Here is a 22,486-nt window from a genome sequence, read left to right on the forward strand (position 1 = left end):
CGTGTCGGTGGATGTTCGTAGGCTGTCCTCGATGAGACTCCTGCACACATCCGACTGGCACATCGGGCGCACCTTCCACGGCCATTCGACCCTCGAGGCCCTCGCCGGCGTGCTCGCGGCGATCCCGGCGATCGTCCGCGAACAGGAGGTCGACGCCGTCCTCGTGGCGGGCGATGTGTTCGACTCGGCGACACCGTCGCGTGCGGCCCTCGAGGTCCTCGCGGGGGCCATCCGGGCGATCCGCGAAGCGGGCGCCGCGGTGATCCTCTCCAGTGGCAACCATGACTCGGCAGCGAGGCTCGGCTTCCAGTCGGAGTGGGCGGCCTTCGGCGGAGTGCACGTGCGAGCCGAACCAGAGGCCCTCGCGGAGCCGGTGCTCCTGACCGACGAGCACGGCGAGGTCGCCGTCTACGGCATCCCGTATCTCGAGCCTCTCCTGGTCCGGCGCATGCTTCCGGAGGGGACACCCGGCACGCAGGCAGGGGTGCTCGCAGCCGCGATGGACGCTGTTCGGGCCGACTCGGCTCGGCGCGGCGTGCGCTCGGTGGTGCTCGCCCACTGCTTCGCAGGCGCGAGTATGGCCGAGGCGGAGGGCCTCGAGCGCGACATCACGGCGGGCGGGCTCGACATCGTGCCGACCAGCACGTTCGACGGCGTCGACTACGCGGCACTGGGGCACATTCACGGCAGGCAGACGCTCGAGGCGTCGATCCGGTTCTCCGGAGCTCCCCTCCACTACACGTTCGGCGAGGGCGGGAAGCCCCGAGGCGGCTGGCTTGTCGACCTCGACGCAGACGGGCTCGATCGGGTCTCCTGGGTCGATCTGCCGGTCCCCCGCGCGATGACCACGCTCACGGGCACGATCGACGACCTCCTCGCCTCGCCCGCGCACGCAAGTGCCGAGCCGGACTGGGTGCGTGCGGTGCTGACCGACAACGTGCGGCCGCTCGATTCGATGCGCCGCCTGCAGGAGCGCTTCCCGCACTGCGCGCTCATCGAGTTCGCGCCTGCCGCCCCCGAGCAGCACGCGACGGCGGGCTACGCGGCGCGGATCAGCACCGGGAGGGGTGACACGGAGCTGGTCGACGGGTTCCTCGCGTTCGTCCGGCGCGGTGAGGGGCTGAGCGACGCCGAGCGCGAGCTGGTCGAACGGCAGCTCGCGGAGCTGGGGGCGGACGCGTGAGGATCAGCGCACTGAGGATCGCGGGCTTCGGACCCTTCCGTGGCGAGCAGCGCATCGACTTCGACCAGTTCGCCGGCGACGGCGTGTTCCTCATCAGCGGCAAGACCGGCTCAGGCAAATCGAGCGTGCTCGACGCCATCGTCTTCGCGCTCTACGGCAGCGTGCCCCGCTACGAGGGGCAGAGCGCGCACGGCATCCGAAGCCACCACGCAGCTCCCGACGACCCGAGCTACGTCGAGCTGGAGTTCGAGCTCGGAGCCACAAAGTACCTCGTGCGTCGCGAGCCCGAGTACGAGCGCCCGAAGCGACGGGGCGCAGGCACGACGAAGCACAACGCCGCGGCGCAACTCTCGCAGTCGGTCGACGGCCAGTGGCACGGTATTGCCGCCAAGCCCGTCGATGTCGCCAAGGCGCTCGCCGAGGTGCTGCCGCTCTCCAGGGCGCAGTTCCTGCAGGTCGTGCTGCTCGCGCAGAACCGCTTCCAGGAGTTCCTGCACGCCTCGACCGGCGACCGGCAGGCCGTGCTGCGGGCCCTGTTCGCCACCGATCGCTTCAAGCGGCTCACGTCGAACCTGGCGAATGCGCGGCGCGAGGCCGTCGCCGCCGCAGAATCGGCGTCGGCGGACGTCACGCGCATCACGCGCGAGATCGAGGACTTGGCACCCGCGGATGGCGCAGATGGGCACGCGGATGCGTCGCGCCTCTCACTCGCCGAGGCCGAACGGCGCCGCGACCTCGCCACGACGGCCGCGTCCCACGCGGCGGAGGAGACCGCGCTGACGGCCGCCGCGCAGCAGCGCGCAGAAGCTGCGCTCGGGGAATCCAAGCGAGTGCAGGAGCTGCAGAGCCGCCGGAAGCGACTCCTCGACGAGCAGGCCAGGCTCGCGGCAGAGGCCGAGACCGTCGAGGTGGCTCGGCACCAGCTCGCGCGCTCGCGAGCCGCGGCTCCGCTCGAATCCGAGCTCCAGCTCAGCGCGTCGACCGCGGCCAAGCTCAGTCGTCTGAGCACCGCTCGCGCTGACGCCACCAACGAGCTGCTCGGGCACCTGCGAACGTCGCCGTATGCGAGTGACCTCGACCAACTCCAGCAGGACGATGCGCCCGCGGAGCTGGCTGACGAGTCGGCCCGAGTGCTCGGAACGCTCGAGGAGCTGCTCCGACTCGAGCAGGCGCTTCCTGGGGAACGGACGGCGCTCGAGCGGCTTCGATCCGCGCGAACGGCCAATGGGGCCCAGCTCGAGAACATCACGGCAGAGCTGTCGCTGCTCCCCGAGCGGCGCGCGACGCTGCACGAACGCATCACCGGCGGTGAGGTGCAGGCCGCGGCGCTGCCCGGCGCGGAGGAGCAGCTCGCACGATCCACCCAGCTCATCGCCGTCTCTACGGAGCGCACGACCCTCGCCGCCGAGCAGCTCGCGGCCCTCGAACGCAGCGCTCGGCTCGCGGAGCTCGCCACCGCGGAGTCCGCCGCGGAGCGCACCCTCATCGCGCGGCGACTGGCCTCGAGCGCACTCGTGCTCGCCCAGGAGCTGACCCACCAAGCCCCGTGCCCGGTCTGCGGGAGTCGCGAACACCCGGCCCCAGCCGCAGGCGACGGCATCGAAGACGTGAGCGACGCCGCGCTGGCGCGGGCACGCGCCTCAGCCGCGAAGGCCAGTGAGGCGCACTCGGAGGCGCAGCTCAGCCTGGCTGCCCTCGTGCAGCGCGCCGGCGTCCTCGATGCTCGCCTCGAGGGCCGCTCACCGGAGGAACTCGAGGCCGCGTTGCTTGAAGCAAAGAGGCGGGTGGGGCTCGCACGAGACGCCGAGAAGGCCCTCGCGCAGCACCGGACGCAGCTGGGCGACCTCGAAGCGAGCGAGCGGGCGATGCTCGAAGAGCAGACAAAGGCCCGGTCGCACGACGGCGAGCTCGCCGCCGAGATCAGTGCGCTCGAGGCTCGCCTCACCGCCGACGCCACCCGAGTCGAGACCGGACTGGGCGGCTTCGACTCCATCGCGGCCCGGGCCCGACACGTCGGTCGCACGCGCGAACTCGCGGGGTCCCTCCTCGGCCTCACCCGCGACCTCGAGGCTGCTCAGCACGACGCAGAGGACGCCGAGGCGCGGATCTCCGCCGCGCTCGAGGACTCGCCGTTCGCTGACCGGGAGGCCGCGACCGCCGCGCTGCTGCCGAAGGCGACCGCCGCGCAGCTCGACGCGCGCATCCGCACCCACGAGCAGGCCACGGCGTCGGCGGCATCGGCCCTCGCCGAGCTGACCCTGCAGCACGTCCCCGCCGAACCCGCCGACGTCGCCGCCGCCGCCGAGGCCAGGACCGCCGCGGGGCGCACCCACGACGCGCAGGTCGCGACGCAGACGCGCCTCAAGGGGCTCGCAGCACGCCTCGGCGAACTCGTCAAACGGCTCGCCAAGGAGCTCGCGACGAGCGAGGAACTGTTCGCACGCGCGGAGACCCTGCGCGTGCTCGCAGGCACCCTCTCCGGGCAAGAGCCGAACGAGAAGCGTATGAGCCTCGAGGCCTACGTGCTCGCGGCGGAACTCGAGGAAATCGTGGCCGCCGCCAACGCCCAGCTCGCGCGGATGACCGCCGGTCGCTACAGCTTGGAGCACGACGACGGGCTCCAGTACCGAGGCGCACAGTCGGGCCTCGGGCTGCGCATCGTTGACGCCTACACGGGTCGCTCGCGGGCCACCGAGTCGCTCTCGGGCGGCGAGACGTTCCTCGCATCGCTCGCGCTGGCCCTCGGCCTCGCGGAAACCGTCACCTCACGGGCTGGCGGGGTGCGCCTCGACACCCTGTTCATCGACGAGGGCTTCGGTTCGCTCGACGGCGAAACGCTCGGCACGGCGATGGCCACCCTCGACCGCCTGCGCAGCGGAGGTCGGACGATCGGCGTCATCAGTCACGTCGAGGCCATGCAGGAGCAGATCACCTCGAAGCTCCAGGTCACCGCCGACGCGCACGGCGAGAGCAGGGTGGACGCCAGGACGAGCTAATCGGGTGGCAGCGCCAACGGGTGCGAGCCTGCCACCGCCACAGACGGTCCACGTCCACAAGTCGATACGATCGGCGGATGGATCGAGACGAGCACGGCTACCACCAGCCAGGGCCAGCGTCGGTGCGCGTCGACGTGTGGCTCTGGGCCGTTCGCATCTACAAGACGCGCAGCGCGGCGACGGCAGCCTGCAAGGCCGGGCACGTGAAGATCGACGGAGAACGCGCCAAGCCTGCGCAGCGCATCCACGTCGGCGACGAGGTCAGGGTGCGCACCGATCGGGACCGCATCCTCATTGCCCAGGAGTTGCTCAAGAAGCGCGTCGGCGCGCCGATCGCGGCGAAGGCGCTCATCGACAACTCGCCGCCGCCTCCCCCGCGAGAGTTCACGGCGCCCATCGGCTTCAGAGACCGAGGCGCTGGCCGTCCGACCAAGCGTGAGCGGCGGGAGATTGACCGGATCCGCGGACGCGAGTCGGACGGCGGGGGCTGGACCCCCGACGAGTGAGCCGCCACGCGGGAACCGCAGCGCACTGAGGCTGCAGGGAGCAAGGACAATCGGCACCTCCTGGCACCGTGCGACCTCGGCTCACCGCATCCCCCGAACGGGCGCGGTGAGCCGCTGCAGGACGGGACCTACGCCTTGATCGCGTTGCGCTCGCCCGCGCGGACAGGCACGGTCAGGCGGTTGTCTGCAGCCGGCGTCGGGCAGACGAAGTGGTCGCTGAACGCGCACGGCGGCAAGTAGGCGCGGTTGAAGTCGATCGTGGTCGCCCCGTCGGCCTCCGGCGCCGGGACGGTGAGGAAACGGAAGCGGTAGCTTTCGGTTCCGCTCGTCGCATCGGCGAAGACCACCTGCAGGCCGGCCTCGGAGTGGTCGGCGTCGATCGAGAACTGTGCGCCGCCCAGTTCGAAGTCGAGCTTGCCGCCGAGCTGCTTGCGGGAGACATACCCGTCGGCCTGCAGCACGTCGACCTCGTCCGTCGAGGGGCGGAACGTTGCCGCGACGACGTAGTCCTCGTCGGGTGCGTAGCTCTCGATGCCGAGCAGCGCGGCTCGCCCGGCTGCCTCAGGGTCGAGGACGCGGAGGGCACGCTGGTCGTCGCGCGCGAACGCACGGAGGATGCGTTCGCCGTCGCGAAGCTCCTCGCCCGTGGTGAGGGTCACGCGGTCGGCGACTGCCGCGCCTGTGGCGTCGGTGTAGCCGCTCGAGCCGAGACCTGTGCCGACGACGGCGCCGTCCTCGATCGTCCAGGCACCAGCGACGCCGTCGAGCTCGAGGTCGATGCCGTCAGCGAGCCAGTTCGTGGCGACGAGCGACGCGGGCCCGTGGGGTGCTCGCACCGCCCGCTCACGACTGGCGTGCCAGGCCTCCCAGCGCTCGCCGAACTGGTCTCCGGTCACGATGCTCTGCTGCGTGCTCATGTTGCTCCCTTTCCTCGTGCTCTCTGCTGATCTCGCCGATGCGTCTCAAGGTACTCAGTGCGACGGCGTCGTTCTCGCGGAACGACACGGCGTTGGTCCTGGGGCGCGAGAAGGCGCCGACGAACGGGTTCGACGTGTACGGCCCGACCGCGAAGCGACGCGGATGCACGGACCCGTCTGCCCGCACGACACGAGAGTCAGCTCGGCGCACCTCGATGACTCCGGTCGCGAGGCTTCCCTCCGGCGTGGCCGCGATGCGTTCGCGGCCCTCCCCCGAGTCGATGAGCTGCCGCAGTGCCACGTTGTCGGTGTGTGCGACGTCGGAGTCGGGCAGCCAGGCGTCGATGAGCGCGCGGGCTGAAACTTGGCGCTCGAGCGTCGTCCCCTTGGCCCGGAACCGCCCGGCTTCTTCGTCCTCCCAGACTCGGAGGTCGCCGCCGAGGAAGTGCACGACACCCACCTCGCTCAAGGCGAGCAGCTCGTCGAGGCGGTGTCCTGGTGGTCCCGAGGCGACGTAGCTGAAGAAGCCCTTCCACCAGACGCGCACGTCGCTCGCGAGCGACGCCGGCGACCAGTTGGGCGCATCCTGGATCTCAACGAAGGTCATGAACGAGAAGAGGAGCGCCAGGAAGAGCCCCTGGCTCTCGCTGTGCTGCTGGCTGTTCCTGCGTCGCAGGTCCTCGCGAATGTAGTCGTGGAGGGCTTCAGAGACGGACCCGACGTCGGTCGCCGTTGCTCCTCGCAGCGGATGATCGAAGGTCTCGATGTCGAGTTCGTCGTTCGGGTCGACGAGCGCCGCGATGACGGCCTCGTGGAGCTCCGTCGATTGGGCCTCGTAGCGGTCGAGGTCGGCGCGGAATTCGACCCAGGAGACGCGAACGCGCTCGGGGTGCCCGGTGAACAGTTCGCGGTAGTAGCCGTGCAGCATCTCTTTGGCGAGGAGTGGCCAGAAGTGGGTGCGGAAGTCCAGCACTTCGTGGCGTGCGACAACGTCACGTGCGATGTCCGCGGTGAAGTAGCGCGTCTCGAACGGCTCGCCCTGCAGCACGCTGGTGACTTTGGAGTGGTACGGCACTCCGCGCCGTGAGCCGACGAGGATGCGCGGCTCGCGCCCCGAGGGTCGGTAGGCCAGCCGTCCGGGTTCCGGCCCTGGCGCGAACGTGCCGCCCCGCCCCTCAGTCAGGAGCACAAGGAGGTCGACGGCCGCGAGCCCGAGGCCGCGGACGATGACGGGCTCTCCGGCTTCGACGGCGCTGAAGTCGGCGTCTGCGGTGAACGACGGCGGCACGTAGGCGAGCTCGTGGCGGGCGGCGAAGTCGCTCAGCTCGGCGGTGCGCGTGCCCTCGTGGACGGTCGTTCCGGAGTGCCCGAGCGCGTAGACGACAACGTCGACAGTGAGGTCGTCTCCGGTGTCGAGCTCAACACGCTGTGCGCCGCTCTCAAGCGTCGTGACGCCGGTGACCTCTGCTTCGTGGACCCGCACGGTGAGCCCAGCTGGGGCCGCCGCGGCTGCCTGCTCGAAGAACCAGGCGAGGTAGCGGCTCTGGAGGCGTCGTGTCGGGAAGCTCGCCGGGCCGAGCGCTCTGATCTCCGCGGCGATCCGCGGGTCCTCGGCGTCGAGGTCGTAGCCCTGCAGCTCCCCCGAGGTCGCCAACCGTGCCCAGTCGACGAGCGACGGTCCCTGGCGGACTGGCCCTTCGATGGTGCTCGTCTCGTCGGTGAACATGGTGACGTCTGCGGCCAGAGAATTGAGCTTGAGGAGCCCGGACTGGGCGTTGCGCCAGATGCGGCCGGCGCCTGGAGGATGCGGGTCGACGAGGTGCACCACAAGCGGACCCGTCGCTTCCGCGGCGTAGTTCGCGACGATGCGCTCGAGGAGGCCGGCTCCCCTGGGACCTGCGCCGAGGAGGGCGATGCACCGTGCCCCCTTGCCGCTGTCGGCGTCGACGAGCCTCGCTGCGGCGGTCATGCGATCGCCTCGAGCACGCGCGGCCTAGCGTTGCCGCCCGGAATCGCATCGACGAGCGCCCTCGTGTACTCGTTGGCGCTGTGTGCGAAGACCTCGTCGACGGTGCCCTCCTCGAGGAGCTCACCACCTCGGAGCACGCCGACTCGGTCGGCGATCTGTCGAACGACGCCCAGGTCGTGGGTGATGAAGAGGTAGCTCAGCGAGTGCTCCGCTTGGAGGTCGACGAGCAGCTGCAGGATCTGGGCTTGGACGGAGACGTCGAGCGCGGAGACCGCTTCGTCGAGCACGATGAGCTCGGGCTTGAGCGCGAGGGCCCGCGCGATGGCGACGCGCTGCCGCTGCCCGCCCGAGAGCTGCGTGGAGCGTCGTTCGGCGAAGCTGGTCGGCAGCGCGACGTCGTCGAGCAGCTCGAGCACTCGGGCGTGCCTCGACGCTCGATCGCCGAGGCCGAAGGCGCGCAGCGGCTGCTCGATGGATTCGGCGACGGTGAATCGCGGGTCGAGCGAGGAGTATGGGTCTTGATGCACGAGGCCGGTTCTGCGACGGAACGCCCGCAGTTCGCGCCCTCGCGCGCCGGCCACTTCGGCACCGTCGAGTTGGATGCTGCCGCGGTCGGGCCGCTCGAGCAGCAGGGCGAGCCTCGCGGTGGTGCTCTTTCCCGATCCCGACTCGCCGACGAGCGCGTAGCTCTCGCCCCGCGCGATCGAGAACGTCACGTCCTTCGTCGCCTCCACGCGTGCACCGCCGGGAAGACGGAAGCTTTTGCTGAGGCCGGAGACCTCGAGCACCGGCCGGGCGCGGTCGGTGGCGAGGGTGCCAACCGCGGGCACGAGCCGGCTGGAGGTGCGCGTCGGCGCTGCAGCCACCAGGCGTCGCGTGTAGGGGTGCTGCGGGTCTTCGAGCACCTGGGCCGCGGGTCCCGCCTCGACGATCACGCCGTGCTGCATGACGAGGATGCGGTCGGCTCGGTCGGCGGCCACGCCGAGGTCGTGGGTGATGAACAGCACCGCGGTGGCTGCGACGGCGGCTCGTTCGGCGATGAGGTCCAGGATCTGCCGCTGGACGGTCACGTCGAGCGCGCTGGTTGGCTCGTCGGCGATGATCAGGCCGGGTGATGCGGCCAGGGCCGCCGCGATGAGCACGCGCTGCCGCATCCCGCCCGAGAACTGGTGCGGGTACTGGGCCGCGCGGTTGGCGGCGTCGGGGATGCCCGCGTCCTCGAGCAGCGCGATGGCCTTCGCTTTGGCCTCCCGTTTGGTCGCGAGCCCGTGGATGAGGAGGACTTCGGCGACCTGGGCTCCGACGGTCTGCAGCGGGTTGAGCGACGCTGACGGGTCCTGCGGAATGAGCCCGATGCGCGCGCCGCGGACTGCCCGCCACTCGAGGGGTGTCAGTGCCGTGAGGTCGAGGCCGTCGTAGCGGAGCGCATCCGCGGTGACCTCAGCGCGAGGTGGGAGGAGGTCGACGATGGCCTTTGCGACGCTGGTTTTGCCTGAGCCGGATTCGCCGACGATCGCGACCTGTTCGCCGGGGTGGACATCGAAGGAGACGCCAGCGACGGCGAGGGTCGTGGCACCGCGGTAGGCCAGCTGCAAGCCGCGAACGGAGAGCAGCGGCTGGGCCTGCACGCGCTCGGGGAACTGGGGTGCGGTCATGAACGGTCTCCTCGATCTTGAAGCCAACGGGAGAGGCGTGCCGTGGAGAGCACGACCGCGACGATCACCAGGCCGGGCAGCGTGGTGAGCCACCAGGCGGCCTGCAGGTAGTCGCGGCCCTCGGAGATGAGCGCACCCCATTCGGGCTGGGGCGGCGGCGCACCGAAGCCGAGGAAGCTGAGTGCGGAGATGGCAAGCACGGCCGCGCCGAACTCGATTGCGGCGAGCGCCAGCACGGGGGTGACGGCGGCGGGCAGCACCTGTCGGAAGATGATGCTCGGCCAGCGGGCGCCGGAGAGCTTCGCGGCTTCGATGTAGCCGGCTGTGGCGACGGAGAGCACCTGCGAGCGCATGATGCGCGCGAAGGCAGCCGTCGAGGCGAGGCCGACCGCGATGGCGATGTTGAGCGTGCCGAAGCCGAGTCCGGTGATGATGGTCAACGAGAGCAGCAGGGCGGGGATGGCGAGGATGACGTCGACGAACCGCATGATCACCTCGTCGACGACGCCGCGCAGGTAGCCTGCGAGCAGACCGAGCAGTGCCCCGGTTCCGAGGGCGATCACCACGGCGAGGCCCGAGGCCAGGAGGGTCGTCCGCGACCCGTAGATGAAGCGTGCGAGCGTGTCCCGGCCCAAGTTGTCGGTGCCGAACGGATGCGCGGCGCTGGGCGGCTGGAGGCGCTCACTCAGGGTGCCGTTGATGGCGTCGTACGGCGTGAAGATGGACGGCAGCGCCGCCCAGGCGATGACCGTCGCGAGCACGACGATGGCGAGGATCAGGGATGGCAGGCGGAGGAGGCTGCTGAATCGCGCGAACGACGAGGCTGGTACGGCTTCGGGGACGGGTTGCGGCGTGCGTTCGCCGGCGCGGCCGTCGGCCTGCCCGTCGGTGACGATGGGCGCGATGTAGCGCTCGGTGCGGCTGAGTGGGGTCAGCCCGGGAACGGTCTCGAGCAGTGGCTGGCTCATGCTGGGACCTCGTTCCTGCTGGCCTTGGCGGGGTCGTTCGGGTCGGCGACCAGGGCGGGGGCTGTATCTCGGCGGCTCGCGCCGGCGCGTCCTTGCCCGGCCGAATGCGCGAGACGCGGGTCGATCAGCGGGTAGAGGGCGTCGACGAGGAGGTTCGTCACTACGAACACCACCGCGGCGAACACCACGGCGATCATGACGAGCGGGATGTCTCGGTTGGCGACGGCGGTCACGATCATGCGTCCGACGCCGTCTCGCGAGAACACGGTCTCGGTCACGACGGTGCCGGCGAGCAGCTGGCCGACCAGGACTCCGCCGATGGTGAGTGTTGGCAGCGCGGCATTGCGGAGCGCGTGGCGCACGAGGATGCGCGTCTCGCCAGCTCCCTTGGCTCTCGCCTGCTCGACGAAGGGCCGGGCCAGCGTCTCGTGCAGGCTGCGCGTCAGCACCTGCGCGAGGTACGCGCCGGTGGGGATCGCCAGGGTCAGCGCGGGGAGGATGAGCCCGACGAAGCCGGTGCTTCCGAAAGCCGGCACCCAGCCGAGGCGGAAGGAGAAGACCTGCAGGAGCAGGAGTCCCAGCCAGAAGGTGGGGACGGCGATCGCGAGCGACGGCAGGGACTGCAGGACGCCGCGCAGCCACGACGAGCGGACGAGGTTGCTGAGGACGGCGAGGCCGATCCCGCCGACGACGGAGAGCACGAGCGCGGCCCCCGCGAGGGTCGCGGTTGATGGGAGCGCCCTCGTGAGCACGTCGAGGGCTGGGATGCCGTTCTGCACGGAGCTGCCGAAGTCGAGCACGAGCGCGCCGCCGAGGGCTGTCAGGTATTGCTCGTGCAGGGGCGCGTCGAGCCCGAGTTCTGCCCGGAGCGCTTCGACCGCCGCCGGGTCCGCGGCACCCTCGCCGCCGCCGGCCGCAGCGACGGCGGCGGCGTCTCCCGGGAGGAGATACAGCAGCAGGAAGGAGAGCGTGAAGGCCGCCCAGAGGACCAGGGCCCCCAGGGCGAGCCGAGCTGCGAAGAAGCGAGCCATCGCGCTACTCCGTTGCCTTCCAGGCCGCGGAGAAGTCGAGGCGGCTTGAGGCTTCGAACTGGGTGCCCTGGACCCCGGGGGCTTGCACGAGGTTGGTCGAGAGCTGGATGACGGGCACCGCGTAGCCCTCCTCGAGGAGCTGGGTGACCGCAGCGTCGACCTCAGTCTGGCGTGCGTCGGCGTCGATGATGGCCGCCTGCGAGCCGAGGACCTCGTCGATTGGTCCGACTTCGCGGTAGTTGTACTTATTTCCACCTTCGGCGGAGAAGAACACGCGGAGCGCGTCGGGGTCGGCGCGGGTAATGTTGGCCCACGTGAAGGGCTGCGTGCCATCGTTGATGGCGGAGACGTCTGCGATGGGCGCCTCGCGGAGCTGCAGGTCGATGCCGACTGCGGCCAGCTGCACCTGCACCTGCTCGAGCACGTTGGTGGTGGGCTGCCAGTACGTGAGCTGGAAGCTCAGCTTCTGTCCGTCCTTTTCGCGGATCCCGTCGGCCCCTTCGGTCCAGCCCGCCTCGTCCAGCAGCTTGGCGGCTTCGGCGGTGTCGAACTCGAGGATGTCGCTCTGGTCGCTGTAGTAGGGCGTCGAGGTGGCGAGCACGCTGGTGGCGGCGCTGTCCTGCGGCGAGAGCAGTGCGAGCAGCTCCTCGCGGTTGATGCTCTTCTGGACGGCGAGCCGCACCTTCTGATCGGAGAGGATCGGGTGCGAGGCGTTGGGGATCAGGTTGTAGACGACACCGGGGTTGGCGCGATTCTCGACCGTCGCCCCCGCGCCTTCGAGGGCGGGAAGGTCAACGACGGACACCTCGGTCGACACGTCGAGCTGGCCGGACTGGAGCGACCCGGTGAGTGTCGAGGCCTCGGGGATGACCGAGTAGGTGATGGTGTCGAGGTACGGGCGGGAGGTGTTGCCGGTCGTGGATGCGCCCCACGCGTAGTCGTCCCTGGCCGCGAGCAAGGTCTCGGTGTTCGGGGTGTAGCTCTCGATGGTGAACGGGCCGGATCCGACGAAGTCGCCTGCGCAGCGCGCTTCCTGGCTGAGCTTCGTGCTTTCGGTGGAGACGAGTCCGAGCGTGAAGGTCGAGGTGGCCTGCAGGAATTGTGCGGACGGCTCGGCGAAGGTGTAGGTGACGGTGCGCGGGTCGACGACCGTGACGGACTCGAGGCCCGCGAGGTAGAGGTTCCCGAGCGACGACTTCGCTCCGAGCGCCTGGATGCCCTCGGCGTTCGCCTTGACCGCTTCCGCGTCGATGGGGGTGCCGTCCGCGAAGGTCGGGCCTTCGGCGAGGGTGAACGTGAACTCCGTCGCGTCGTCGGAGATCTCCCACGATTCGGCGAGCCAGGGCAGCACCTCTCCGGTCTCGAGGTCCTGCGTCGTGAGCGAGGCCACGGTCTGGCGGGCGATGTTGACGTTGTTGTTGTTGCCGACCTGGGCGGGGTCGACGCAGCCGATGTCGCTGAGGATCCCGACCCGGAGGTTGCCGCCCTGCACGGGTTCCGCGTTGGCCGCGGGTGTCGCACCTGTCTGGCTGGCGCACGACGCGAGAGCCATCATCGCGACTGCGGCGAGAGCTGCAGCGGAGAGGGTTCTGGTCGAGCGGGTCATCTGGACTCCTTCGTGACTGGCTCCTGCGCGGGGTGTGCAGGGGCCGAGGGATGCGGGTTGTCCAGAGACTAGAAAGACGGCCGCCCGCGGTGGCGGGCGGCCGAAATCTCGAGTACCGCGAGGACACGTGGGGTCACATTGCCCGGGGCCGCTCGTCGGAGAGGAAGGTGGCAAGGTCCTGCAGCTCCGCGGGTGAGATGCCGTGGGCGAGCCCCTGGTAGACCCGGCGGGTCGTCGTGGCGTGTCCGTCGAGCCAGGCGTCGGTTCGGGCGAAGGTCGCGTCGGCGATGATCTGGTCGCTGTCGCCGCGCCCGAAGAAGACGGGTGGCCGGATGCGCGCGAGCGACGTGTCGCCCGACTGCTCGCCTTGGAGCGAGAACCCGGAGAGCACCGCGCCGCGCCGGAAGCGCTCGGGGGCTCGGCGGAGCAGCTGCGTCACCATGAGGCCGCCCTGGGAGAAGCCGATGGGGATGACGTTCGCGGACGCGGGCGTGTGCGCATCGAGCCACGCGAGCACCGCATCCGTCGCCGCCGAGGCCCGAGCCGGGTCAGGCAGCCCTGGCCGGTCGATCGGCACCCAGGCGTATGATCCGACCTCCGCGGGGCTCTGCGCCCTGAGCACGAGCGGGGCTCGGAGGGACGCCCAGTCGAAGCCGTCGCCGAGGGCAGGCAGCAGGCTGGTGAGGTCGTCCTCGTGCGAGCCGTAGCCGTGCATGAGCAGCAGGATGGGTCGTCGGCCTGCCTGCCCCTCAGCGATGTCGCCGAGCGACGAGAGGGCTGTCGTGATGGCGATCTCGCTCATGCGGCCACCGCGTGGTCGCGGGTGCGCAGCACGACTTCGGAGTTCCAGGGGTCGAGGACGGTGATGGATGCGCCGTCGTCGGCGAACTGGAGGCCCCTGCCGCGCAACCGCTCAGCGACCGCGTCGAGCTCACCGCGCTCTGGCACCTCGATGGTCAGCTGTCCGAGACCCAGCGTCGCGGCACGGGGCCCGGCACCTGCGCTGTTCCAGACGTTGAGCGCGACGTGGTGGTGGTAGCCGCCGGCGCTCACGAACAGCGCGCCAGGGTAGGTGGTCGTGGTCTCGAAGCCGAGCGTATCGACGCAGAACCGCTCCGCGGTTGCGACGTCACCGACCTGCAGGTGCACGTGGCCGATGTCGGCCGCTGCGCGCTGGGGCGCATCCGCCGTCGCTTCGACGAGGTGGGTCCGCAGGTACGCGTTCGGGTCGAGGAAGTCGGTCGACATGGCGATGCGCCCCGCGGCGTCGAGCCAGGTGTCGCGCGGTCGGTCGGTGTAGAGCTCGATGCCGTTGCCTTCGGGGTCAGTGAAGTAGAAGGCTTCGCTGACGTGGTGGTCGGAGGAGCCCACGAACTGCGAGCGAGCGTGCTGCGTCGCGCGGTACACCGTTGCAGCCAGGTCACTCGGCGTCTCGAAGAGGAGGGCGGTGTGGAAGAGTCCTGCTGCGCGGCGGGATGGCACGGGCAGGCCGGGCGTGTGGCGCAGGCGGACGAGCGGGACGGCCCCGCGGCCGAGAGTGATCTCCGCGTCGCCCTCGTGGAGGGGCTCGAGTGCGAGCGCCGTCCGGTAGTACTCGGATTGCGCGGCGAGGTCGCCGACGTGGAGGGAGACGAGGCCCATGCCTGTGCCTGCGTCCAGCTTGTCGCCATCTGTTGTCGTCATGGCTGGAACCGTAGCACTCGAAAACTTGCATCTACAAGTAAAAGCCGGGAGAATGGCGCCATGACCGAACCCAGATGGCTGTCCGCCGACGAGCAGCACTCCTGGTTGCACTTCATCGGCGTCGTTGAGCTTCTCCCCGGCGCCCTCGACACCCAACTCGGCACCGACGCCGGCATCACGCACTACGAGTATCTCGTGATGGCCGTGCTCTCCGAGTCGCCCGGCCGCAGCCTTCGCATGACCGATCTCGCGACCCGCACCAATGCAACACTCCCTCGCCTGTCGAGGGTCGTGCTCGGCCTCGAGCAGCGCGGTTACGTCGAGCGCACGAGCCACCCTGGCGATCGCCGCGCCAAGATCGCCAAGCTCAGCGACCAAGGAATGGACTTCCTCGAGCAGACGGCCCCAGGGCACGTCGCCAAGGTGCGTGAGCTCATCGTCGACGCCCTCACGCCGGAAGAGTTCAGCACGCTCGGCAGGATCTCGCAGAAGCTGCTCGGGCGGATCGACCCGGAAGACCGCTTCGGCGTGCACCGCAGGCCCGCCGAGTCGTCACCGACCGACGCGGAGCCGCTCGCGCGCCTGGGCATCGGCGCCCCCGCGACCCGGGCGCTCGCCGAGGCCGGCCAGACGGTGCTCGCCGACGTCGCCGGCAGCAGTCGCGAGCATCTGCTCTCGCTGCACGGCGTCGGCCCGCGTGCCGTGGGCATCCTCGAGGGAGCCCTCGACGCCCGCGGACTCGCGCCGCTCGAGCGCTGACGGCCAGGCGGACCGCCCGGCCGTCAGCGTCGCCCCTCACGCGGCGGCGAGGTGCGCCTCCCGTTCTACCCGCGGCGCCACGGGGCGCTTGCAGAGGTGGTGGGCGTAGGCGGGGATGGTGAGGAAGGTCGGGAACTCGTCTTCCAGCGACACCCGCCGCAGGATGTCCGCAGCTGCGTCGAAGCGGTCGCCCTCGAACCTGGGGACCTCGCGGAGCGCGTCGTCGAGGAGCGTGCTCACGAGCTGCCTCGTGACCTGCGTGCCGGAGTCCGTGACGGTCTCCTGCTCGATCCACTGCCACAGCTGCGATCGCGAGATCTCCGCCGTCGCCGCATCCTCCATGAGATCGTCGATCGCGACCGCCCCGATTCCCCTGAGCCAGCTCTCGATGTAGCGGAGGGCGACGGACACGTTCGAGCTGACTCCTTCATCGGTGACGTGCTTCCCGAGCGAGCGCACGTCGAGGAGCTCGGCGGCGGTCACCTCAACGTCCGAGCGATCTCGGTGCAGCTGGTTGGGGGAGCCGGCGAGCACGGCATCGAATGCTGCGCGCGCCACCTCGATGAGCCCCGGATGCGCGACCCAGGACCCGTCGAACCCGTCGGCGGCCTCACGCGCCTTGTCTGCCCTGACCCGCTCGAGCGCCCGCGCGGTGACCTCCGGTTTCCTGGAGTTTGGGATGAAGGCGCTCATGCCGCCGATGGCGTGCGCCCCGCGGGCGTGGCAGGTCTGCACGAGCAGCTCGGTGTAGGCGCGCATGAACGGCACGGTCATGGTGATGCGGTCTCGGTTCGGGAAGACGTACTGGGGACCGCGCGAACGGTAGTGCTTGATGAAACTGAAGATGTAGTCCCATCTCCCCGCGTTGAGGCCGGCGCAGTGGTCGCGCAGTTCGAAGAGGATCTCGTCCATCTCGAACGCTGCCGGGAGGGTCTCGATGAGGACGGTCGCTCGGATCGTGCCGTGATCGATGCCGAGTGCCCGTTCGGAGAACGTGAAGACGTCGTCCCAGAGGCGCGCCTCGAGATGGCCCTCGAGCTTCGGCAGGTAGAAGTAGGGCCCTCGACCGCGGGCGATCAGCTCCTTGGCGTTGTGGAAGAAGAAGAGACCGAAGTCGACGAGCGAGCCGGAGGCCGGTCTCGGCTGTCCCGAGCGGTCGGTGTAGCTCAGGTGTTTCTCGACGAGGTGCCAACCGCGCGGACGAACGATGATCGTCGGCGTGGTTGCGGCACTCACCCGGTACTCGCGACCGTCCGGGCTTGTGTACTCCATGCGCTCCCTGACGGCGTCGAGCAGCGAGACTTGTCCGCCCACGATGTTCCGCCAGGTCGGGCTGGTCGCATCCTCGAGGTCGGCGAGCCAGGCGTTGGCACCCGAGTTGAGTGCGTTGATCGTCATCTTGCGGTCGGTGGGGCCGGTGATCTCGACGCGGCGGTCCTCGAGTCCGGGGCCGGCGCCTGCGACCCGCCAGCTCCGATCTGCTCTGATCGCGGCAGTCTCGCTGAGGAAGCGGAAGTCGCGTCCGTTCTCGACCGCCTTGCGTCCCTGCATCCTGGCGAGCAGGCGCTCGTGGCGCCTCCCCGCGAACTGGTCGTGCAGGCGAAGGACAAACTGGAGGGCCTCGGGGGTCAGGATCTCGTCGAAGCGGTCGCCGGCTGGGCCGGTCACGGTGAGGCGAGGCTGTGGGGTGGAATGCATGGTCTGTGTTCCTCTCTGATGGGTCACGGTCAGAACTGCTCGGACTCGGTCGAGCCGACGAGGGCGAGCGTGGAGCTGGTGGGGTTGAGGCTGGAGGAGAGCCGGTCGAAGTAGCCGGTGCCGACCTCTCGCTGGTGTCGAGTCGCGGTGTAGCCGTCTGCCTCACTGGCGAACTCGGCCTCCTGCAGGTCCACGTAGGCGCTCATGTGCCTGCTGCCGTAGTCACGGGCGAGCGTGTACATGGAGTGGTTGAGGGCGTGGAACCCGGCGAGCGTGATGAACTGGAAGGTGTAGCCCATCGCGGCCAGCTCTCGCTGGAACCCGGCGATCTGCGCGTCGTCGAGGTGGCGCTTCCAGTTGAACGACGGCGAGCAGTTGTAGGCGAGCTTCTTGTCGGGGAACTCGGCGTGGATGCTCTCGGCGAAGGTTCGCGCGAGCTCGAGGTCGGGTTCGCTGCTCTCGACCCAGAGCAGGTCGGCGTACGGCGCGTAGGCGTGGCCCCGCGCCAGCACCGTCTCGACGCCGGGCGTCGTTTCGTAGAATCCCTCGGCGGTGCGTGCACCGGTCAGGAACGGCCGGTCACGTTCGTCGACGTCGCTCGTGATGAGGTTGGCGGCCAGGGAGTCGGTCCTGGCGATGATGACGCTGGGCACCCCCGCGACGTCGGCGGCGAGACGAGCCGCGTTGAGCGTGCGGATGTGCTGCTGCGTGGGCACGAGGACCTTGCCGCCCATGTGCCCGCACTTCTTCTCGCTCGCCAACTGGTCTTCCCAGTGCACCCCGGCGGCTCCGGCCTGGATCATGGAGGCCATGAGCTCGTAGGCGTTGAGCGGACCGCCGAAGCCGGCCTCCGCGTCGGCGACGATCGGGGCGAGCCAGTCGCGACTGGGGGCACCGTCTTCCGCCGTCTCGATCTGATCGGCGCGCAGCAGCGCGTTGTTGATGCGGCGCACGACGGCTGGCACGGAGTTTGCCGGGTAGAGGCTCTGATCGGGGTACGTCTGGCCGGAGAGGTTCGCATCGGCCGCGACCTGCCAGCCCGAGAGGTAGATCGCGTTCAGCCCTGCCCGCACCTGCTGGACGGCCTGGTTACCGGTGAGTGCGCCGAGTGCGGCGACCCAGCTGCCGTCGTCCTGCGTGATGAGGTTCCAGAGCCGCTCCGCTCCCCGCCTGGCGAGCGTCTGCTCCTCGACGACGCTCCCCCGGAGCGCGACGACATCCTCCGCCGAGAAGTCGCGTGTGATCCCGTTCCAGCGGGCCTCGGTCTTCCACGCCGTCTCGATGGTTGCTGCCCGCTGCTGCGCCGATTCCGGTACCTGGTGGCTCGTCTCGTTCATATTGAGCTCCTTTGCTCGAAAAACTGTTGATGTGCCGATACTGCGCCGTTCTCGACGCAGAACCCGGCCGTGTGCTCTAGAAATTCGTCGATTCTTCTAGCGGACAGAAGGATGCGTGTGGCACGGTTGCACGCATGGACATCGACGTGCTCACCCTCGGCAGGCGCATCCGCTCGATCCGTCAGGAGCAGGGCCTCACGCTCGAGGACCTGGGGACCGCTATCGGACGCGCGCCGTCGCAGGTCTCCGCGATCGAGACCGGCAAGCGCGAGGTGCGCCTCTCAGAGCTCCAGGCCTTCGCGCGACGTTTCGGCGTCACGGTCGACGAGCTGCTCACCGACGCGCCGCTCTCGAAGCGCGCGGCGCTCGAGGTGGAGCTCGAACGTGTACAGGCTGGGCGCATTGCGCAGGCGCTCGGGCTCGAGCCGATCCCCATCCGCCGCGCGCTGAGCGACGAGGCCATCGAGACGATCCTCGCCCTCTACCGGGAGCTCGCACGCATCGACTCGGAACGGGCGGCGACTCCGGAGGAGGCGCGTCGAGCGAACACCGAGCTGCGGCGCGCCATGCGCGAGCGCGACAACTACTACTCCGAACTCGAGGAACGGGCCGCCGAGCTGCTCGCGAGCGTCGGGCATTCCGACGGACCTCTCTCGCAGCGCACCGCAGCAGACATCGCCGCGCACCTCGGCCTCACGCTCCACTACGTGCGAGACCTCCCGGTGTCCACCCGCTCCGTCGTCGACCGACGGCACCGTCGCATCTACGTGCCGGTCGTGCACTCACCAGACGCCGACCCTCGCTCGCTCATACTGCAGACGATCTCGAGCTACGTGCTCGGCCACGAGGCACCGCGCGACTACGCGGAGTTCCTGCTCCAGCGGGTCGAGACGAACTACTTCACGGGCGCGCTGCTCATTCCGGAGCCCGGCGCTGCGCGGCTCATGGCGGCCGCCAAGACCCGACGAGCGCTCTCCGTCGAGGATCTGCGCGACGCCTACGGTGTGAGCTACGAGACCGCGGCGCACCGGTTCACGAACCTCAGCACCCACCACCTCGGCATCCCCGTGCACTTCCTGAAGGTCAGCGAGTCCGGAGTCATCTCGAAGGCCTACGAGAACGACAACGTCACCTTCCCCACCGACGCCCTCGGCGCCGTAGAGGGGCAGTTCGTCTGCAGGCAGTGGAGCGCCAGGCGTGTCTTCGACGTCGAGGATCGCTTCAGCCCGTACCACCAGTACACGGACAAACCCGTCGGCACCTACTGGTGCACGTCACGCATTCAGACCACGCCGAGAGGCACCTTCTCGGTGAGTGTCGGAACGGCGTTCGAGCACGCCAAGTGGTTCTCCGGGCGCGAGACTCCCCGGCGGCACACCTCGACCTGCCCGAGCGGCGACTGCTGCCGGCGACCGACCGAGGCACTCTCGGCCAGGTGGGCTGGCGCGTCGTTTCCAAACGCGCGCCTGCACACCTCGCTGCACGCGGCGATGCCCACCGGGGCGTTCCCAGGCGTCGACGAGGTCGAGGTCTACGAGTTCCTTGAGCGTCACGCCCCGGCCGCACCACCGGCGCCGAGCAGCTGACCGCTCGGCGCCTCCACCGACGGCGGCTCGTCTGGCAGGCCGAGGGTTTCGCGCAGCGTCGCACCCGGCGTGTAGTCCTGGCGGTACACGCCGCGCTCCTGCAGCTCGGGAATAACCTCGTCAACGAAGCGGTCGAGCCCGTTTGGGATGAGCGACGGGATGATCACGAAGCCGTCCGAGGCTCCACCCTGCACATAGCGAGAGATTTCGTCGGCGATCTGCGACCCCGTGCCCACAAACGTGTGGCGGGTGTTGAGCTTCAGCATCAGCTCGCGCACGCTGAGCGACTCGCGCTCGGCGATCTCACGGAACTTGGAGATCTGCGCGCGCTGCTTGGAGAGGTCGTTGGCCTGCCCAGCGCGGATGACCTCGTCACCTGGCTCGAGGTCCGGGAGCGGCCCGTCGGGGTCGACGCCGGACAGGTCCCTCCCCCACACCTGCTCGAGCATGGCGATCGCCGTCTGGGGGCTGATCTGCGCGAGCGCCTCCTCGCGCGACAGCTCGCGTGCATCCGCCTCGGAGTCCCCGACGACAAAGGTCGCGGCCGGCATGATGAGGAGCGAATCTCTCGTGCGACCGACCGCGGGCAGGCGGCCCTTCACGTCGTCGTAGAAGCGCTTGCCGTCATCGAAGGCGGCGTGCAGCGAGAAGATGATCTCTGCGTTCGCCGAGGCAAAGTCGCGCCCTGCTGGTGAGTCGCCGGCCTGCACAATCACCGGGTAGCGCTGCGGGCTTCGTGGCACGTTCGGGATGGTCTCGATGTCGAAGTGCTTGCCCACGTGATTGACGCGGTGCACGCCGTCGGCACGCAGGAACTCGCCGCGACCGGGGTTGGCCGCGACGGCGTCCGACTCCCACGCATCCCAGAGGCGCTTCGACAGGCGCACGAACTCCTCGGCTCGCTCGTAGCGCTCCGCGTAGTCGAGGAACCCGCCCCGTCGGAAGTTCTGCCCATGGAAGGCGTCGCTCGAGGTGACGACGTTCCAGCCCGCTCGACCGCCGGACAGGTGGTCGAGGGTCGCGAGCTGCCTGGCCAGGTCGGCAGGTTCGTTGAAGGTCGAGGAGAGCGTGCCGATGAGACCGATGTGCGAGGTCAGGCTCGCGAGCGCGGCGAGGATGACGAGCGTGTTCGGGCGCCCGACGACGTCGAGCTCATGGATGCGCCCCTTGTGCTCTCGGAGTCGGAGCCCCTCGGCGAGGAACAGGTAGTCGAACCTGCCCCGCTCGGCGGTCTCGGCGAAGGCCGCGAACGACGCGAGGTCGATCTGGCTTCCCGCGTCGGGGTGCGACCAGATGGTCGTGTTGTTCACGCCCGGGAAGTGGGCGGCGAGGTGGACCTGCTTCAGTGGGGTGCCGCTCATGCGCGCTGCGCCTTTCGTGCGTTGGCTGTTCCTGCTGCGAAGCGGTTCGCCGGACGCGGCACGAGGCCGAGCGTCTTGCGAAGACTCGGCGACTTCTCGCGCGGGTTCGGGGGCGCGACGATCCCGCGCGCTTCCAGCATCGGCCGAACCCGGTCGACGAACTCGGCGACGTCGCCGTGGGTCAGCGGGCGGACGCGGACTCCGTCGAGCCCCGCATCCGCATACTTCGCGATGAGCTCGGCCGTGGTGACGTTGGAGCGCACGACGACCCTCGTGTCGCTGCGGTAGCCGGAGTCGGCGCGCACCCGCTCATCGAGTGCCCGGAAGTGCTCCTCCGTCGAGCCGTCCTCATCGCCGAGGAAGATCTCGAGGTCGGCGACGATGCGCAGCGGCTCCCCGGTCCGCCCGACGCGACGCTCCGCGTCTCGGATGGCGGTCACGAGCTCGGCGACCGTGGCGCGTCCCGGCGCCACGAACACCACGTCCGCTTGCCGTGCCGCGAGTTCGAAGGCCTCGTCCGTGTGGGCAAGGGCGAAGACGGGGGGCTGCCCTTGCGGCGAGCGGGGAACAATGGAGGGGCCCTTGACGCTGAAGTGCTCGCCCTCGAAGTCGGCGTAGTGCAGCCGGTCGGCGTCGATGAAGCGGCCGGTGCCCTCGTCGCGGATAACGGCGTCGTCCTCCCAGCTGTCCCAGAGCCGCCGGATCGCCTCGAGGGAGTCGGTTCCCTCGGAGAAGATCGCGTCGAGCTCCAGCGAGCTCTTGCGCCCGAAGCTCGCAGCCTCGGCGGCGCTCGCGCTGAGCTTCGCCCGCAGCCCGGCTCGGCCGAGCGAGACGAAGTCGAGGGTCTGGATGCTCGTGGCCGCGTGGAACGGCTCCGCGTGGCTGAGCCCGATCGTCGGTACGAGCCCGATGCGCTTGGTCAGCGGGGCCAGGGAGGCGGCGAGGAGGGTCGCGTCGAGCGAGACCTCGGCGAGCTCGCGGGAGGCCTCCCAGTCTGGGGCGACGCCCTCGATCTGGAAGGCGTCCTCGAACGTGACGTAGTCGATGCCCGCCCGCTCGGCGTGCTGCACGAGGTCCCGCCAGTAGCCGAGCTCCGCGAGCCGCGTGCCGTCGCCGCGGGGCAGGACCGTCCAGGCGGCCGGGTGCCAGCCCGCGCCCTGCAGCGCGATTCCGATCGTGAATCGTCCGGGGCCTTGGCGTCTCGACATGGTGCCTCTCTCACGGGATCGGG

At 69.8% G+C, this 22,486-nt stretch carries 17 protein-coding genes; 5 read left to right on the forward strand and 12 right to left on the reverse strand.

Annotated features, from left to right (window positions below; translation table 11 throughout):
- The first annotated feature begins 31 nt into the window (after positions 1-31).
- From ACPYN9_RS08465 to ACPYN9_RS08475, 3 genes are all read left to right on the forward strand, one after another.
- Positions 32-1,183, forward strand: a complete 1,152-nt coding sequence (locus ACPYN9_RS08465; RefSeq protein WP_424465649.1) for an exonuclease SbcCD subunit D — start codon at positions 32-34, stop codon at positions 1,181-1,183.
- Complete coding sequence (locus ACPYN9_RS08470; protein ID WP_424465651.1) at positions 1,180-4,179, forward strand: AAA family ATPase; 3,000 nt, start codon at positions 1,180-1,182, stop codon at positions 4,177-4,179. The genes ACPYN9_RS08465 and ACPYN9_RS08470 overlap by 4 nt, the downstream gene beginning before the upstream one ends.
- A 77-nt stretch (positions 4,180-4,256) precedes the next feature.
- On the forward strand, positions 4,257-4,685 hold the full coding sequence (locus ACPYN9_RS08475) for an RNA-binding S4 domain-containing protein (RefSeq protein WP_424465653.1): 429 nt from the start codon (positions 4,257-4,259) through the stop codon (positions 4,683-4,685).
- A gap of 128 nt (positions 4,686-4,813) precedes the next feature.
- Here ACPYN9_RS08475 and ACPYN9_RS08480 read toward each other — a convergent pair whose 3' ends face one another.
- The 8 genes from ACPYN9_RS08480 to ACPYN9_RS08515 form a co-directional block, all read right to left on the reverse strand.
- Entirely contained in the window at positions 4,814-5,602 is a 789-nt protein-coding gene (locus tag ACPYN9_RS08480; RefSeq protein WP_424465655.1) for a DUF1684 domain-containing protein, read from the reverse strand.
- Complete coding sequence (locus tag ACPYN9_RS08485) at positions 5,529-7,571, reverse strand: FAD/NAD(P)-binding protein (RefSeq protein WP_424465656.1); 2,043 nt, start codon at positions 7,569-7,571, stop codon at positions 5,529-5,531. The genes ACPYN9_RS08480 and ACPYN9_RS08485 overlap by 74 nt, the downstream gene beginning before the upstream one ends.
- Positions 7,568-9,226, reverse strand: a complete 1,659-nt coding sequence (locus tag ACPYN9_RS08490) for a dipeptide ABC transporter ATP-binding protein (RefSeq protein WP_424465658.1) — start codon at positions 9,224-9,226, stop codon at positions 7,568-7,570. The genes ACPYN9_RS08485 and ACPYN9_RS08490 overlap by 4 nt, the downstream gene beginning before the upstream one ends.
- A complete protein-coding gene (locus ACPYN9_RS08495; RefSeq protein WP_424465660.1) occupies positions 9,223-10,194 on the reverse strand; it encodes an ABC transporter permease in 972 nt (323 codons plus the stop codon). The genes ACPYN9_RS08490 and ACPYN9_RS08495 overlap by 4 nt, the downstream gene beginning before the upstream one ends.
- A complete protein-coding gene (locus ACPYN9_RS08500) occupies positions 10,191-11,225 on the reverse strand; it encodes an ABC transporter permease (protein WP_424465662.1) in 1,035 nt (344 codons plus the stop codon). The genes ACPYN9_RS08495 and ACPYN9_RS08500 overlap by 4 nt, the downstream gene beginning before the upstream one ends.
- 4 nt (positions 11,226-11,229) lie before the next feature.
- Positions 11,230-12,831: an ABC transporter substrate-binding protein gene (locus ACPYN9_RS08505; RefSeq protein ID WP_424465663.1), complete on the reverse strand. Its 1,602-nt coding sequence runs from the start codon at positions 12,829-12,831 to the stop codon at positions 11,230-11,232.
- A 133-nt stretch (positions 12,832-12,964) separates the two neighbouring features.
- Positions 12,965-13,633: an alpha/beta hydrolase gene (locus ACPYN9_RS08510; RefSeq protein WP_424465665.1), complete on the reverse strand. Its 669-nt coding sequence runs from the start codon at positions 13,631-13,633 to the stop codon at positions 12,965-12,967.
- Positions 13,630-14,514, reverse strand: coding sequence for a VOC family protein (locus tag ACPYN9_RS08515; RefSeq protein WP_424465667.1), 885 nt, complete (start codon positions 14,512-14,514; stop codon positions 13,630-13,632). The genes ACPYN9_RS08510 and ACPYN9_RS08515 overlap by 4 nt, the downstream gene beginning before the upstream one ends.
- A 60-nt stretch (positions 14,515-14,574) precedes the next feature.
- On the opposite strand from ACPYN9_RS08515, the gene ACPYN9_RS08520 reads away from it, so the two are divergent.
- Complete coding sequence (locus ACPYN9_RS08520; protein ID WP_424465668.1) at positions 14,575-15,273, forward strand: MarR family transcriptional regulator; 699 nt, start codon at positions 14,575-14,577, stop codon at positions 15,271-15,273.
- A gap of 36 nt (positions 15,274-15,309) precedes the next feature.
- Here the strand turns inward: ACPYN9_RS08520 and aceB are convergent, their stop codons facing one another.
- Both aceB and aceA read right to left on the reverse strand, forming a co-directional pair.
- Complete coding sequence (gene aceB / locus ACPYN9_RS08525) at positions 15,310-16,971, reverse strand: malate synthase A (protein WP_424465670.1); 1,662 nt, start codon at positions 16,969-16,971, stop codon at positions 15,310-15,312.
- Positions 16,972-17,000: 29 nt separating this feature from the next.
- Complete coding sequence (gene aceA, locus ACPYN9_RS08530) at positions 17,001-18,308, reverse strand: isocitrate lyase (protein ID WP_424465672.1); 1,308 nt, start codon at positions 18,306-18,308, stop codon at positions 17,001-17,003.
- 134 nt (positions 18,309-18,442) lie between these two features.
- On the opposite strand from aceA, the gene ACPYN9_RS08535 reads away from it, so the two are divergent.
- Positions 18,443-19,894, forward strand: a complete 1,452-nt coding sequence (locus ACPYN9_RS08535; RefSeq protein ID WP_424465673.1) for a helix-turn-helix domain-containing protein — start codon at positions 18,443-18,445, stop codon at positions 19,892-19,894.
- On the opposite strand, the gene ACPYN9_RS08540 is transcribed toward ACPYN9_RS08535, so the two are convergent.
- Positions 19,858-21,255: an NtaA/DmoA family FMN-dependent monooxygenase gene (locus ACPYN9_RS08540; protein ID WP_424465675.1), complete on the reverse strand. Its 1,398-nt coding sequence runs from the start codon at positions 21,253-21,255 to the stop codon at positions 19,858-19,860. The genes ACPYN9_RS08535 and ACPYN9_RS08540 overlap by 37 nt on opposite strands.
- Positions 21,252-22,463 carry an LLM class flavin-dependent oxidoreductase gene (locus tag ACPYN9_RS08545; protein ID WP_424465677.1) on the reverse strand — a complete coding sequence of 404 codons (1,212 nt, stop codon included), beginning with the start codon at positions 22,461-22,463 and terminating at the stop codon, positions 21,252-21,254. Before ACPYN9_RS08545 ends, ACPYN9_RS08540 begins: the two co-directional genes overlap by 4 nt.
- Positions 22,464-22,486: the final 23 nt, after the last annotated feature.

Origin of the sequence: Pseudoclavibacter helvolus (assembly GCF_049707175.1) — a bacterium.
GTDB classification, from domain to species: Bacteria; Actinomycetota; Actinomycetes; order Actinomycetales; family Microbacteriaceae; genus Pseudoclavibacter; species Pseudoclavibacter helvolus_A.

Coding starts and splice junctions, on each gene's coding strand:
- ACPYN9_RS08475 (WP_424465653.1), top strand. CDS start 4,257: ATGGATCGAGACGAGCACGGCTACCACCAGCCAGGGCCAGCGTCGGTG.
- aceA (WP_424465672.1), bottom strand. CDS start 18,308: ATGAACGAGACGAGCCACCAGGTACCGGAATCGGCGCAGCAGCGGGCA.
- ACPYN9_RS08495 (WP_424465660.1), bottom strand. CDS start 10,194: ATGAGCCAGCCACTGCTCGAGACCGTTCCCGGGCTGACCCCACTCAGC.
- ACPYN9_RS08540 (WP_424465675.1), bottom strand. CDS start 21,255: ATGAGCGGCACCCCACTGAAGCAGGTCCACCTCGCCGCCCACTTCCCG.
- ACPYN9_RS08465 (WP_424465649.1), top strand. CDS start 32: ATGAGACTCCTGCACACATCCGACTGGCACATCGGGCGCACCTTCCAC.
- ACPYN9_RS08490 (WP_424465658.1), bottom strand. CDS start 9,226: ATGACCGCACCCCAGTTCCCCGAGCGCGTGCAGGCCCAGCCGCTGCTC.
- ACPYN9_RS08510 (WP_424465665.1), bottom strand. CDS start 13,633: ATGAGCGAGATCGCCATCACGACAGCCCTCTCGTCGCTCGGCGACATC.
- ACPYN9_RS08500 (WP_424465662.1), bottom strand. CDS start 11,225: ATGGCTCGCTTCTTCGCAGCTCGGCTCGCCCTGGGGGCCCTGGTCCTC.
- ACPYN9_RS08480 (WP_424465655.1), bottom strand. CDS start 5,602: ATGAGCACGCAGCAGAGCATCGTGACCGGAGACCAGTTCGGCGAGCGC.
- ACPYN9_RS08535 (WP_424465673.1), top strand. CDS start 18,443: ATGGACATCGACGTGCTCACCCTCGGCAGGCGCATCCGCTCGATCCGT.
- ACPYN9_RS08485 (WP_424465656.1), bottom strand. CDS start 7,571: ATGACCGCCGCAGCGAGGCTCGTCGACGCCGACAGCGGCAAGGGGGCA.
- ACPYN9_RS08515 (WP_424465667.1), bottom strand. CDS start 14,514: ATGACGACAACAGATGGCGACAAGCTGGACGCAGGCACAGGCATGGGC.
- ACPYN9_RS08520 (WP_424465668.1), top strand. CDS start 14,575: ATGACCGAACCCAGATGGCTGTCCGCCGACGAGCAGCACTCCTGGTTG.
- ACPYN9_RS08545 (WP_424465677.1), bottom strand. CDS start 22,463: ATGTCGAGACGCCAAGGCCCCGGACGATTCACGATCGGAATCGCGCTG.
- ACPYN9_RS08505 (WP_424465663.1), bottom strand. CDS start 12,831: ATGACCCGCTCGACCAGAACCCTCTCCGCTGCAGCTCTCGCCGCAGTC.
- aceB (WP_424465670.1), bottom strand. CDS start 16,971: ATGCATTCCACCCCACAGCCTCGCCTCACCGTGACCGGCCCAGCCGGC.